The organism is Paenibacillus sp. SZ31 (genome assembly GCF_012912005.1).
Taxonomy (GTDB): domain Bacteria; phylum Bacillota; class Bacilli; order Paenibacillales; family Paenibacillaceae; genus Paenibacillus.
In genome coordinates this window covers 188,704-201,684 of sequence record NZ_JABBEA010000012.1, presented here as the reverse complement: position 1 = coordinate 201,684, position 12,981 = coordinate 188,704, and the positions used below count along the sequence as shown (strand labels likewise).

The 12,981-nt window shown below is 39.1% G+C and carries 12 protein-coding genes; 4 read left to right on the top strand and 8 right to left on the bottom strand.

From position 1 onward, the window contains the following. Nucleotides 1-513: 513 nt before the first annotated feature. The 3 genes from HF638_RS21210 to HF638_RS21200 all read right to left on the bottom strand — a co-directional run bounded on the left by HF638_RS21210 (nt 514) and on the right by HF638_RS21200 (nt 3,528). Entirely contained in the window at nt 514-1,713 is a 1,200-nt protein-coding gene (locus HF638_RS21210) for an MFS transporter (RefSeq protein WP_169481956.1), read from the bottom strand. A 307-nt stretch (nt 1,714-2,020) separates the two neighbouring features. Beyond that, the gene (locus HF638_RS21205; RefSeq protein ID WP_169481940.1) at nt 2,021-3,058 is read right to left on the bottom strand and encodes an ROK family protein; all 1,038 of its coding nucleotides are present in this window, start codon (nt 3,056-3,058) and stop codon (nt 2,021-2,023) included. A 200-nt stretch (nt 3,059-3,258) separates the two neighbouring features. Next, complete coding sequence (locus tag HF638_RS21200; protein WP_169481939.1) at nt 3,259-3,528, bottom strand: hypothetical protein; 270 nt, start codon at nt 3,526-3,528, stop codon at nt 3,259-3,261. 108 nt (nt 3,529-3,636) lie between these two features. Between HF638_RS21200 and HF638_RS21195 the strand changes: the two genes are divergently transcribed. After that, nucleotides 3,637-3,852: a helix-turn-helix domain-containing protein gene (locus HF638_RS21195; RefSeq protein WP_169481938.1), complete on the top strand. Its 216-nt coding sequence runs from the start codon at nt 3,637-3,639 to the stop codon at nt 3,850-3,852. On the opposite strand, the gene HF638_RS21190 is transcribed toward HF638_RS21195, so the two are convergent. Together HF638_RS21190 and HF638_RS21185 are read right to left on the bottom strand one after the other, a co-directional pair. Beyond that, nucleotides 3,830-4,579, bottom strand: coding sequence for a hypothetical protein (locus HF638_RS21190; protein WP_169481937.1), 750 nt, complete (start codon nt 4,577-4,579; stop codon nt 3,830-3,832). The genes HF638_RS21195 and HF638_RS21190 overlap by 23 nt on opposite strands. Nucleotides 4,580-4,621: 42 nt before the next feature. Next, nucleotides 4,622-8,452 carry an AAA domain-containing protein gene (locus tag HF638_RS21185; RefSeq protein ID WP_169481936.1) on the bottom strand — a complete coding sequence of 1,277 codons (3,831 nt, stop codon included), beginning with the start codon at nt 8,450-8,452 and terminating at the stop codon, nt 4,622-4,624. A 356-nt stretch (nt 8,453-8,808) separates the two neighbouring features. Here HF638_RS21185 and HF638_RS21180 point away from each other — a divergent pair, with 356 nt between their 5' ends. After that, nucleotides 8,809-9,939: a hypothetical protein gene (locus HF638_RS21180; RefSeq protein WP_169481955.1), complete on the top strand. Its 1,131-nt coding sequence runs from the start codon at nt 8,809-8,811 to the stop codon at nt 9,937-9,939. A gap of 297 nt (nt 9,940-10,236) precedes the next feature. Here HF638_RS21180 and HF638_RS21175 read toward each other — a convergent pair whose 3' ends face one another. Then, the gene (locus HF638_RS21175) at nt 10,237-10,830 is read right to left on the bottom strand and encodes a YdeI/OmpD-associated family protein (protein WP_169481935.1); all 594 of its coding nucleotides are present in this window, start codon (nt 10,828-10,830) and stop codon (nt 10,237-10,239) included. A 261-nt stretch (nt 10,831-11,091) separates the two neighbouring features. Between HF638_RS21175 and HF638_RS21170 the strand changes: the two genes are divergently transcribed. Together HF638_RS21170 and yidD are read left to right on the top strand one after the other, a co-directional pair. Next, complete coding sequence (locus HF638_RS21170; RefSeq protein ID WP_100529170.1) at nt 11,092-11,313, top strand: hypothetical protein; 222 nt, start codon at nt 11,092-11,094, stop codon at nt 11,311-11,313. Between the two features lie 16 nt (nt 11,314-11,329). Continuing rightward, on the top strand, nt 11,330-11,836 hold the full coding sequence (gene yidD, locus HF638_RS28655) for a membrane protein insertion efficiency factor YidD (RefSeq protein WP_248278220.1): 507 nt from the start codon (nt 11,330-11,332) through the stop codon (nt 11,834-11,836). 42 nt (nt 11,837-11,878) lie between these two features. Here the strand turns inward: yidD and HF638_RS21160 are convergent, their stop codons facing one another. Together HF638_RS21160 and HF638_RS21155 are read right to left on the bottom strand one after the other, a co-directional pair. After that, nucleotides 11,879-12,355, bottom strand: a complete 477-nt coding sequence (locus tag HF638_RS21160) for an EVE domain-containing protein (protein ID WP_169481934.1) — start codon at nt 12,353-12,355, stop codon at nt 11,879-11,881. A 26-nt stretch (nt 12,356-12,381) separates the two neighbouring features. Further along, nucleotides 12,382-12,918: a DinB family protein gene (locus HF638_RS21155; protein WP_169481933.1), complete on the bottom strand. Its 537-nt coding sequence runs from the start codon at nt 12,916-12,918 to the stop codon at nt 12,382-12,384. Nucleotides 12,919-12,981 lie beyond the last annotated feature (63 nt).

Here is a 12,981-nt window from a genome sequence, read left to right as displayed (position 1 = left end):
GTGTACATTTAAGTCTTTTTTGGCCTTGGCATCCATTATGGTGTGGCTTGCTTGAGTTTGAAGACACGCCCTAATTACTTTTAAAGTTTTAAAACAATTTCACTCCTTTCATTATCAGGGAATTTTTTCATCTTAACACAAATAAGTATTATTATACATATAAAAAATAACATAAAGAGGGAATTGGTTCTCTATACCTACTTATTCCATCAACAACAGGACTTATTCCACTATTTGGGTCACTTGTATCATTTATATCAATACAACAATTATGTATTGCCGTTTAAGTAGATAAATTAATTAATAGTGACTGACACTTGAAAAAAGTACTGTAGTTCATAAAAAAACTCTTTTCCCACTCTAATGTTTAAGTGAGAAAGAGCCATTAAAAATTATTCATTGCTTTGGTTTATACAAAAATCCATAAATATTTCTCAGCAGGTAATTAGTTCATCTAAAGATCCTAAAATATTTTTCTCACATGTTTCTTAAATATTTTTATACCTTAAGTATTTAAATCAGTTCCTGCCTTCTTTTCAAATACACATACAACACTACTCCCGATGCCGCACAGATCACAGCACATAAACCGATGAATCCATATCCCGCCTGAAGTCCGCGCAGCAGTCCTAACTGAGTCGTTGGACCGTACATATTCTTCACGCCTTCAATGACCCAGCCAATCACATAGTTACCAATGACACTACCAACCCCCATCAGAGTAACTGTGAACGTAATCGCGGTGTCACTGCCGTTCGGATACCTGCGTGCGATAAATGCCATTACCGTCGGATAGATCATCGCAATACCTGCACCCGATACAGCAAAGAAGAACGCGAGTTCCTCCCCGCCCCCAATCGCCAGGAACGTACATACCGCCGAGAAAGCAGAGAAAAGAATGAGCGATAGCACAAATCCGATTCGGTCCGTCAGTGGACCAAGCAACAAACGTCCCAACGAGAAGCTGAGGAAGAACGCAGAGAGCAGCCCAGATGCTTTGACCGTGTCCCACGTATAGGCTTTCTCCAGAAAGTTTACGAGCCAACCCCCAACCGCCAGTTCCGATACCACGCCAAAAGAAAGAATGAGCACCATCAGCCAGATGGCAGGATCACGTGTTAACGTCTTCAGTGAAGTCCGATCTTCATGTGGAAGATCATCCCCCGGGAATTTGCTGCGCAGCGCCGCAATAATCGGCAGCAGACAGAGCGACAACATCACCAGATACATGCCACGCCAGTCCAGTTCGTGTCCAAACACGCGCAAAGACATCACACCTGTCGCCAATAAAGGCGCCACCGTTGAACTCAGCCCATAGAAGAAATGGGACAGGTTCATCATCGTACCTGTGTTTTTCACAAAGATCCGCGCACCCAGAATCGCCAAAGCAATCTCCAGCATGCCGTTACCGATGTACATGAAGAAGTACGATGAAGCGAAAAGTGGATAGGTATGAGACACATAAATGAACACACCCGAGAGGATCATCGAGGCAAACGATATGATGCTAACCGCCTTGATGCCCCATTTGCGAACCAGAATAGCCGTGAAGGAGCAGGCGATTAGGTACCCCAGTGCATTCAAGGACAATAACGTCCCGAGCTGTTTCTCATCCAGATTAAAGTCGAATTGAATGCGCGGGATGGCCGGGCCCTTAATATTTTCCGATATGCCAAAAACGATAAATCCAAGAAAGATCGTTGCCAGCTGCATGGCGTACAGCTTGTTGAACTTTCGTTTGTTCCCTTGCGTACCTGCTTGCTGATTCAAAATAAGTTCCTCCATTATGTTCAGAAAAATGATTGCACGTTATAACTACGATTGCAGTACCATCTTCCGACCGCTGTTATCCCTGTATTTTGTTGAATCGTTCCTAAAGGTGAAAATACAGGGATAAAGGCGTTCTTCAGATTGGTTCTGCCCTCTCCGTTATCGTGTCAATGATTTGTACATTTGAAATAGGAAACATAGTTAAGCATTATTCCTAAAAATAGAATACTTGTAAAAGTTCCTTTGTCCTTTACCACTGCTTCTCAATCACCTGAATGCGGTAGGTCAGGCTCTCCAGCGTCACCGCGACTAGCCCAGTCACATATTCGCGCCGAGTGTCTCTTTGGATGATCAACTCCGGCATATGCTCCAATGGAATCATTCGATCCAAACAACCTTGCGTCAGGTCATCCCGCATCGCCGGGTCCATCGTATCACCTGTAACTACAATCGTAGCCGGGTTAATGATCACAATGATGGATACCAGCGTCTGTACAACCAGTTCCTGCAACCCTTCCACCGTTTTCAACATTCGCAACTGCTCTTCTCGTGACACGCCAAAAGGTAAGAAGGACACCTCGCCTCCAAATTGCGTGTTCCCGGTCAGCGGACGACCATCAATGATAAAGCCTGCACCCGGAAAATGGTTTTCCGGAAACGTAACTACCGCAAAGTTCTTCTCTTCCTCAAATTGCTGCTGGTTGTAAAGTCCGTAAACGGTCAAGTTCATGTCGTTGCCAATGACCACTTCCACGTCTTCATATTGCTCCTTAAGCCTTGGGCCGAGTGGCTGATACATTAGCTCCGGTACGTCACAAATCCCTATAACACCGTTGTGTGCCACACCAGGTATACCGATACCAATTGCCTGCACATTGTGGTGTTGTTCAATCAGGTTTGCAATCAGTTCCTCTACCACCGGGACATTAATCTCATCCAAAAAGAGTGTCTGTTCGTCCGCTATCTCTCCGTTCAGATTGGCATATGTATGTGTGATCGAGTGAATACCGCCCTCTGTTCGAATAATCAGGCACAGTACGCTGGCGTAGTCCGCATTAAACTGATACCGACTGGCAGGTCTTCCCCCGCTCGATTCATCCACACCAAGATCGATAATCTCACCCGTTTGGAGTAATTCGTTCAGGATCGTGCCGCATGTCGCCACACTGAGTTTAGTAAGGTTCGCAATGGAAGCTTTTGTGCCTACGCCCATGGATCGGAGCGTGTTCTTCACAAGTTCAACGTTGATTCGCTTCACCTGTTGGGTGTTGTGTGATGTAGGTAACATGGTTTAGATGTATGCCTCCTTTCGTTCATTTTGAACCATTCAATGAAAGTTTTTAAAAGTGTTTTAATAATTGAAGTGTAGGGGGATTTGGGAGGAAAGTCAATGCTAAATTGGGAGTGATAAACGTTTAAACGGGAAGGCACAAAGACAGTGCAAGATCATCTTGCGTGATCCTGTACTGTCCTTTAGTTAAGGTGGTTTTATGTAGTCTGGCTCATTTGATTTGCCAAGATGCTCTTCTCCAATCGAACTTTAAATAACTTTCGGTTCAGATCCTGTTCCATGGAATGAAGGTGATATGCTGCTTGTTTCACCGTGTCCATATGTAGCACCCCTGCTCGCTTGGCGATGATGTCCATGGCGTCCAGGATGAGTTTGTTACATGTGACCAGTTGATCGGCGTAATCGTCTTCCTGTTGGATGAGTTGTTTGTACTGGGAAGCAAGGTCTTCGCTGTTGGTACTTGTCATGTCACCACCCCTAAAATTGGTACGCATAAGAGTACCAGATATACAAAAAGTATATGGTACGCTCATGCGTAACGTCAAGACCATATGGAAAATTTAGGAGTGATAATTGTGGCTAAAAAAGTTGTCGTCAATATTCATAAACTCACGGAAAAACATAATATCTCGCTGCGCGAACTGGCACGATTATCTGATATCCGTCACGCTGCGTTGAGTGAGCTACAGTCTGGGAAAAGAGAGAATATCAACTTTGCTCATATTGAACGGATTGCAGAAGCATTAGATATTGATGATATTAGGGAGATTATTGAGATTCTGGATATTTAAAATATCTTATCATTACATTTTCTTTTGCATGGTAAACAAAAAATTCCTTCTCAATTTTCTTCACATCGTTTTCTTTAGCTAGTATATGTCTTTCATTATCGTACATGAACATAAAATAAAGCCTCTCTAATTCTTCAATGATTCTATCATTAGTAATCTTTTCGATCTTATATTGTTGTTTAATAGGTTTCTTAAAATAACGAAGAATAGAAAGCCACATTTTCAGAACGATAAAATTATAAAAAATAAGAGACATTAAAATTGCGACAGTCATCAAGTAGTTCTGATTGATATAATTAGGTATTATTTGTTTAACTGAATCTAAATAAACATATGGAATTACTAACACAACCAAATAGGACGTAAGTATGATATTAGTTAAATATCGGTTCCCTACACCTCTGAATATTGATTTTAACCAGAAATATAACAATGTCAGAAAGCAGAAAATGGACAAACCCAACCAAAACAAAATAAAAAATATATTTGAGATAATGTGTATATCAAATAGAAATATTATTAACATAATTGCCATCATCATAATAGAAGAAAGAAAGATTGTACTTTGAAAACGATCCCACAGGTTAATTACTCTTAAATCTAACAACTCATCTATCAAGGTTCTGCTCTCTGATTTAATAAACCATTTTACAATATAATAAATAGATGTGATAAGTGGAACTATACCAACTATGGTTGGTATGCCTTTGTCAACAAAATTATTCATTCCTGTTGCCCTCCACGCGATAATTTAAATACACTAAGATGATTATTTCAACTTCACCTGAATATATCTTTCATTTAAATACTTAATCATTCGCTCTTCTGTCACTAGACAACTGATTTCGTCCCGTTTATGCTTGCCAAGCTTAGAAAGCCAGTTATGTGATCCGAGGAAGAGATAACAATCATCAACCAATAAAATCTTGGAATGAATTGGAGGGATATAATTAAGGGATTCTCCCATCACGTCTTTAAGAGCGGAAACGGATTTGATATTTTCATCATTATTCCCATATGAGTTATCTCGTTTCACAATTCCAGGGATATTGTTAAGGTCAATTCCTTTTCCACCTTGAAATCCAAAACCAATTCTTACTTCCACTTGTCTGTTCATCGCAGCTTGAACCAAACTCACAAATTCTTCGTTGACTATATACGACATAATCCACGGCGAGAAAATAACGATCGACTTAGTTGCATGACGTAAAGCTTCCAGTAGCAACAAATAATGATCCCTCGGATTGAGAATGAGACGCTCGGGTAAATGCTCACGAATGTACACCGTAAACGGATCAAGTACCTCTTTAGAATCTTCTGAATAATCGATATATAGGCTGAATGCCATCGCATCCATATTCTCAGCAACCGTATGATATTTCTCTTCAAGCGGACTTATGCACACTCCGTTTTTTTTAATAATCTCTAATACATGCTTGAGGTGGTTCTGTTTGAGCTCAGAGATCACTTCAAGATTACCTACTAACACAAATTGTTCTTTGGCCCGAGACAGTGCAACATTAAGCAAATTAGTTCTCCCACCGACAAATGAAGCAATTCCCGCTTGCTTCGAATGATCAATAACCGAGCTGAAAATAATAATCTTTTTTTCCTGTCCCTGAAACGCATGAACTGTTCCTATATCTACATCAGAAATTTCTCTCTGTAGCTGATCTTTTTGTTTCGAAAAAGGTGTAATAATGCCTATATCCTTCTTGATGTCTAACCCATATTGCTGTACATAAATCTCAACCAACCTCTGACAGACATTAACTTCCGACATATTAATATGTGTCCTGTTGTTCTTTAAGCCCCTTACATCTACCGCAATCAGATTTTTGCCAAACAGTTTCTCGTGGTTATCCTGATTAACAATAGTCAGAATCCCCCCATATACATGTTGATTAGAAAATTGCATAATACTTTTTTCACATCTGCGATGTTCCGTAAGGATTAACCCTTTTCTCGTGCCACGATGATCCCATTCATAAATATCTGAATTTCGATCAATGTAACTCTGTGCACTATTACGCTGTACACATAGTTCCTCATGGTATTTTTCTGGAATTGATAGGATATCTTCAATTACGTTGGTTTTCAAAACCCTTACAGGTTCTAACTGTTCAATGTCGCCTACAATCACAGCTCTCTGAGATCGATATAGAGGACTGCTTAAATAATGCGGCATAATCTGCCCTGCCTCATCCACAAGCAATGTATCTATTAATCCAGGTAATAATTGAAACGTTCTTTCACCAAATGAATGTAGTGTTGACGTAACAACTGGAAAACACAAAAACACCGTATTCCATAGCGCCTTAATCCCTTTGCTATATTCCCTGTCACGTTTATTCCCTTCATTGTAAAAGGGTTGAAACCACTTCTCCTGACATACCATTTTAAGATTGTGCAAAATTTCTTCCGCATGTAACTTCACGTACTGCTCAGTTACTTTCAACGAGTACTGAAAGAGTTCGTGTCTTTTCTCCAGAACAACTCGATCCGATGCAAAATCAAACATGCTATATTTTGAAACATCCTGGAATCCCCATTGAATAGCAAACTCTTGCTCCAACGACAAAAATTCATCCAGTTTTCCTATGAACTCACCAAGAAGCTGGATCTTTTGTTTACATATTTGTCGTTGTTGCTCCAGTTCTTGTAATTCCCCCTTCAGGACTAAGATCTCTGCTGTCTGGTAATCTTGCTCCGATTGTTTGAGACGTAATCTTGTTCTTAACTCCTCTTCTTCTTTCTCATTCTTCTTAATTAATTGGTCCTCAATATAACTCTCGGAAACATGCTCTTTGAGGAACGCTCTACGTTTAGGTAAAAACCATCCTAGCCAAGCATTCTTGTTCCATGATCGAAACTTTTCCAACGTCTGATATCCTTCTTTAATCCATGTAACATGTTCAGTTAGGTCCGATTCTGTAGCTTCAATCTGAACGTTCAAGTCTCTAATTGTATGGTTTCGTTCATGAACCGTCTTTCTTAAATTATCCATAGTATTGACAAGATCGTTTAATTTTCCATTTGTAGTTTCAATGTCCATGATATATACAGACAGTTCACGCTCTGGGTCATTTAATACACTGCCCTGATCTGCAAAATAACGATTTAATTCCTCTTTAGCCGCGCCCCACTTCTCGATATGTTTATGTAGGTGTTCCAATTCTTGATACGCTGCGATAAAATGCTCTTTTGCAGTCACATCCATTGTCCGAGCTTCAGCCGCTTCTAGCCCTTCAACGAAATCGGGAATAAATTCTTTCATGAATGCCGTCTTATTCGTGGTGTTGCCTAACCTTGCACAAAAGAAGCCTTTTGTTTCTTCGTCATCCGTTTTCTTTTTAACAAACTCTTGAAAGTAGGACACTTCCTTAAGCAACTCTAGTCCAATATTATCTACAGCTTTATTATTGGTACTTGTGAGCACCATAGAGAATGTTCTATCATCAATCTCAAATGGAATCCGATATAGCTCTTTACTTCTCTCTTTGAACTTCTCCCATGGCTTTTCCCACAGATCTGTCAGCGTTTTTGCCTTCACCACCATATTATTTGCAAATATTTCTTTAAGTAATGTACTTTTCCCAGTCCCCGGTGGTCCGTTCACTGATAACAAAGTGTGGTTATTAGCAGCCTCAATAATATGCCACTGTTTCTCGTTAATTGAATAGGTCTTCGTGTAACTACCGCGATGGAAATATCGACCTGTTTTTTCTTTAAGGTATGCTGTGGTGCTCTGTCCACCAGTTAAATATGTATTAAGAAGTTCAGGCAGTGGAGATTCGTTTGTTGTAAGTTCAAGAATACGTTCTATTTCCTTTTGGAAGATCGGTCTGATCATTTCCTCCAACATCTCAAATGTAATAAAGGCTTGATTGAGCATCTGCCAACCTTCATAGCTTTTAAAGTCTCTTAGGTTTTTATAATATCTTGCGTATAGCTCACCATTTAAAATCTTAATAATTTCATGTATGTCTTGTTGTTGATTGTACGTATTTGCGTCCATTAACTCCATTAAATTTTCTTTCTCGATTTCCTCTACCTCAAATGCAGAACTGTTTGTCAATTTTGCAACAATAATCCCCAAGCTTTCACGATTAATATAAAATTGATCTACCTTTAATTTCTGTTCTTCTATACGTCCAATAAACGTGATTAAGGGTTTGGTTGAAGTCTCTTTGTATGTCGCCTTTTTCAAAAGTGGATAACAAATCGTTATAGAGCTATCTAACAAGTTAGAAATAAAATTTTCCGTATTTGTCCTGTTATCCTTATATTTAAAAGGGACGCCTGACAGAAACTTCTCTACAGACTTAGTACCAGAAACAGCAAGTTCAATCTCACTGTTCAGCTCATCTTCTGTATATGTTCCTTTATTCAAATGATCTTTAATATCAGGGTAAGATGATATTTTTTTAAATATATCTCCCTTCCGTTTATCCTGAACAATTTGCTCCATTCGGTCAGAATCATTGAGAATCTCACTGCTGAATAGTTCTCCTTCTACTTGGCTCAATGAGTTTCCCATCAGCGCTGTTTTCTTTTCATATTCAACAAAATACCGAAGTACATTCCTACTATCTAACACTTAATCGCCTCCATCAATAACCATATACCTTCATTACCTCACTTATTATATACGATTTGTTAAATATAGGACATAAGACTCTTATCTTTTCTGGATTACATCTAATATATCTATATTACACGTCTTTTTGAGCCTTATATTATCTAAGACAAATACCTAATTAGATGTTACGCATTCATAGGCTATAAGTATTTCATACCTTAGTTAGCCATTAAGTGATTAATGAGCGACTATGATACGAGGATTTTAAATGGAAACGTACTCTTGTTATTTTCATGTTTTTTGATAAAGTAACATTCAGGGAAGGAGCATATTAAAATTAGGGATCAATGTATCTCAGTAACACTAAATTAGGAGTGAACAACTTGAATATCAAAAAATTAGTAAGCTTCGTAAGCTTAAGTATTTTATTTATTCTTTTTTGTAATCCAGTACAAGCAGCAGCAAAGCCTTATGTCATTCCTGAAAATGCTTATGTAGGGTTCGACTACTCTATTTTTGTAGATGGAGAGCTGATCATATTACGTGAGAAAAGTTATACTATTGACAAGATTAAAAATCCTGATTTTTATGTGCCACTTAAGTTATTAAGTAAGCTGAAAGGCTTCAAGATTAATTATAATACACCTATCACTGTTAGCTCGGATCATGGTACCTTTAAGATCGACTCAACAAACTCTGTTCTCTACAATAATAGTACATATTTAAGTCTAGCAAATTTCCAGAAATTAACCGGATACGAAGCAAAGAGTGATTTTGATTCACTATCTCTTTTTCTCTGGAGTGGACCCGAGGGAGAAAAAGAATCAAAACGTTTACTGCAACAACTAGACAAGGTCAGTTTTGATTTGAAATCCTTTATGGGGAAAAAGGTCTATATTTATGAAGGTGAAAAAATCGGCTGGGTAAAGGAACTATCTAACTATTCATCTAGCAGTACTATCGTGAAAGCTGTTATTCAATTAAATAACGGGACCATCTATGAAGAACTTATACTCAATGGTACTCCAGATTCCTTTATAGATTATTGGCATTATGAAACAATAGGTTATAACTATACTGGAAAATATTATTGGGCAGACAAAAATTATTTACCATCTTCAAACCCTCTAGGACATTTAGAAAAAGTATACTTCACTTCAGTAAAATTAAAAGGAAAAAACCTGATTATTAAAGCTAAGCGTTCTAGTGGAGCCAATCAGACTTTTAAACTGTCTTTCTATGATGACTATACATCAACAATAAAAAATGGATTCTATACAGTTAATCCTAAAACTACTTACCCTAGTTGGTCATCTAACATCTGGAATAAGATAATACAACAGAAAATATCCATTGGAATGAACACACAACAGGCTCGATTATCTTGGGGATCACCAGAAAGGATAAACTCTTATAACAGTAATAACTTAAGAATTGAACAATGGGTGTACGGAAGAACATACCTATATTTCTACAATGGAAAATTAGAATCTTGGACTGATTGATTAATTTAAAAATCTCTATGGTTATTTTCTAATATCTTTGGTCCATGAAGCCCCACTATCAGTTGAATGATATATAATTATATGTTGCCCGCTCAAACCTTGAAGCGGGCTTTCATATACATTAATCCGGGATTTTTCGCACCGCGTGCATCTCCTGGCGCGCGGTGTAATGAGAATTGGCATTTGACGATTCCAGCCGTGCGACCGAGAAAGCAAGCCTGAAAGCCTTTCGGATTATATCTGAAAGGCTTTCACTCGTTTTAACTCTTAATTTCCCTCAAATATATTGTTATAAGATTAATCATTCAATCCTTTGCCCTCCAGGATCGGCTGCATGCACTTCTCGATTCGTGACACTTTTGTTTTTGATTGCTTTGGTTGTGAGAAATAATAGAGATATGCCCGCTGCCGTCCGGGTGTCAGTGCTTCAAATGCATCTCGAAAAGCAGGATTTTCATTGAATTGCTGCTGAAGTTCCTCGGGAACGCTATATTCGGCAGTTTTTTTCATTTCCACTTGCAGTCCGGCTTGTTCCACTTCAATCGCTTGATGGATATAGGCTTTGATCATAGCCTCCTGCTCTACAATCTGCTCCAGACTGGTGAAGCGAAGCTGGCGTTCTGCCTGTACATTCTCCGTTTGCTGGACCAAAATGCCGTGTGTATCCTTCAGCAGAGCACCTTTGAAAAATAGAATGGCCACGTATTCTTTGAATCCATGGATTAAAACGATGTTTTTCCCATCCAGCATGTAACAAGGGTGCATCCATTTCATATCTTCTGTCAGTTCAAAATCCCGAATAATCTCTCTCAGCTTCGTGGACTCTTCCTTCCACGTTTTGAGTTTTTTTAGATAGCCGTCAACTTTGCGATTCCCACTTGTATCCGTCATGGAGAATTACCTCTCTTTATCTCATGTTCTTATAGGTTCAATTGTACTGGTTTTCAGCGGATTGTACAGCGTTGCTTACAGAGCTTTTATTGACTTTTACAAGTGAATTTAAACCTTAATAACAACAAAGACCATCCTGATAGATGGTCTTTAATTTAATCCAATCTCATCTAATAAGTTTCAATCGACAGTTCACCATACCCATAGTAAAATAATGGAATGTCTATTGCCATAATTCCAACATACGAAAGGAAGATTTAAATGAGAGAGTACACAGTCGTTCCAGGTCCCAAAAATGTTCAAGTAAACCGAGGTGATACTCAGGCTGCTGTTAATTTATTTGCGGATATCATTAATCACAAAGCACAATCTGGATGGATCTATCAATCCATGGAGTCGTTAGCTGTCACTGAGAAGCCCGGTTGTCTCCAGCAACCTGTTACAACGCATCATTATATGCTGATTTTCTACAGAGAGATTTAATAATAGTACAACAATCATGAGAAACTCAGAATCTGAGGAACTGATATTTAATAATATGCCATCCGAAGAAGAACTTATTAGACTCTTACATACACATCATGAAGAAAACGACCCTCGAAGCAGTTTCTATATAAGAACTCATGTTATTCCAGAAATCGATTGGTTGAAGTCTTTGCTTAACGTTACACTTGCATTATTCGCAGGGCTAATCATCTCTATGATCTGTTTTTATCTCTTGAATCCATTCATTCCATTATATGCTTTGCTGAGCGCCCAGATTGTTTTCATAGCAAGTATGTTTTTCATCGTTCTACGACGTGTTAGAGCAATCCTGATATGGAGTATTAGAATTTATCAACGTTTTGCCCCCATTGAAGTGAGGAACAAATGTCGTTTTGAACCAAGCTGTTCTGTGTATATGATTCAAGCTATTGAGAAATACGGGGCGATTAAAGGTATTTCCTTGGGCATCCAGCGTCTTCGCAAATGTAATATCAACGGTGGAGGATATGATTATCCATAAATCCAAAAGGTCCATAGTCTGTCTATGGGCCTTTTGGTTTGGTTAACATTTCTGGCTTAAGCTAATATCCAGTAGTGACTGTGTCTCATCTTCCAACATCGCGGAAGCGATCATCATAAAGTCTTCAGCCCCAATTTCAAAGTGGCCTTTACGAAATGGAAACCCCCAATTACGATTCCCGCGTGTAAAAGTGAGTTGGTCTAACAACGTAGCGATCTTTACTTCTCGACACGGAAGATAACGGAGATCTCGGCGAAAGGGTATAAAGGATTCCGACATCTGATATTGGTATATCCTATCGTCGGTAATTTGACCAATAGCGGTAAAAGCCTGAAGTGGCTTCCCTGTTGATATGTCTGTACGTGGGGAATAGTATATCAGCCAGTCACCCGCGGACATCTGTCGCAACAGTGCTGACTTGCCATGGCACAGCTGCGCAAACCCTCCCTCTACGGCTACATTTACATGAGAAGCAGATACAACACCAATCCAATATCTGCTGTCCTGATTTGGTTTCATGGATACATCTCATTCCCTTCTCTCGTTTACATTTCCAGATTCGATATCAATCGATCCAATTGTAAAAAATGATGTCTGTAGTGCATCTCTATCAACAAAAACCACTCCTGAGCGTTTAGAGCGCCAAGCCTTGGATGACGTATTTTGTTGTTTACCGATGCTTGGTATAAAAGGGGTTCTGTACTCCTCATCCGGTTCACTACCTCGTGAAGCCCGTCGATCAAGGACTCCATGCTCTCAGGTGGTTGCGGGGTGTACTGCGGGGAAGCGGGTACTTTAACGGGAACGGGAGGGAATTGTCCTAATTCAAACACTTGCCTACCCAATTCAGTTTTTTCCTCACCCGAGTTTAACGTCGAATCCTCGCTGCTCAAACACTGCTCAATATTATGCAGATGCAAGAAAAGCGCTGATTGAATCAAATGTACATACATCTGTCCAATGGACCATTCCTCTTCACTTTGTTTTTTAAGTAAGCTACCCATATCCAATCTGTTCAATTCTGCCAAATATCGTTCTACTGCCGTTTCCAATGATTTCAATACTTCCGTTGTACTTCTCATCCTGCAACCCACTCCTCTTGATCTGTGATATATCAAAGTATAAAAAAACACTACTGACAGGTG

Coding starts and splice junctions, on each gene's coding strand:
- HF638_RS21175 (WP_169481935.1), bottom strand. CDS start 10,830: ATGACGGATACAAGTGGGAATCGCAAAGTTGACGGCTATCTAAAAAAA.
- HF638_RS21205 (WP_169481940.1), bottom strand. CDS start 3,058: ATGTTACCTACATCACACAACACCCAACAGGTGAAGCGAATCAACGTT.
- yidD (WP_248278220.1), top strand. CDS start 11,330: ATGAGAAACTCAGAATCTGAGGAACTGATATTTAATAATATGCCATCC.
- HF638_RS21200 (WP_169481939.1), bottom strand. CDS start 3,528: ATGACAAGTACCAACAGCGAAGACCTTGCTTCCCAGTACAAACAACTC.
- HF638_RS21210 (WP_169481956.1), bottom strand. CDS start 1,713: ATGCAGCTGGCAACGATCTTTCTTGGATTTATCGTTTTTGGCATATCG.
- HF638_RS21160 (WP_169481934.1), bottom strand. CDS start 12,355: ATGAAACCAAATCAGGACAGCAGATATTGGATTGGTGTTGTATCTGCT.
- HF638_RS21170 (WP_100529170.1), top strand. CDS start 11,092: ATGAGAGAGTACACAGTCGTTCCAGGTCCCAAAAATGTTCAAGTAAAC.
- HF638_RS21155 (WP_169481933.1), bottom strand. CDS start 12,918: ATGAGAAGTACAACGGAAGTATTGAAATCATTGGAAACGGCAGTAGAA.
- HF638_RS21190 (WP_169481937.1), bottom strand. CDS start 4,579: ATGAATAATTTTGTTGACAAAGGCATACCAACCATAGTTGGTATAGTT.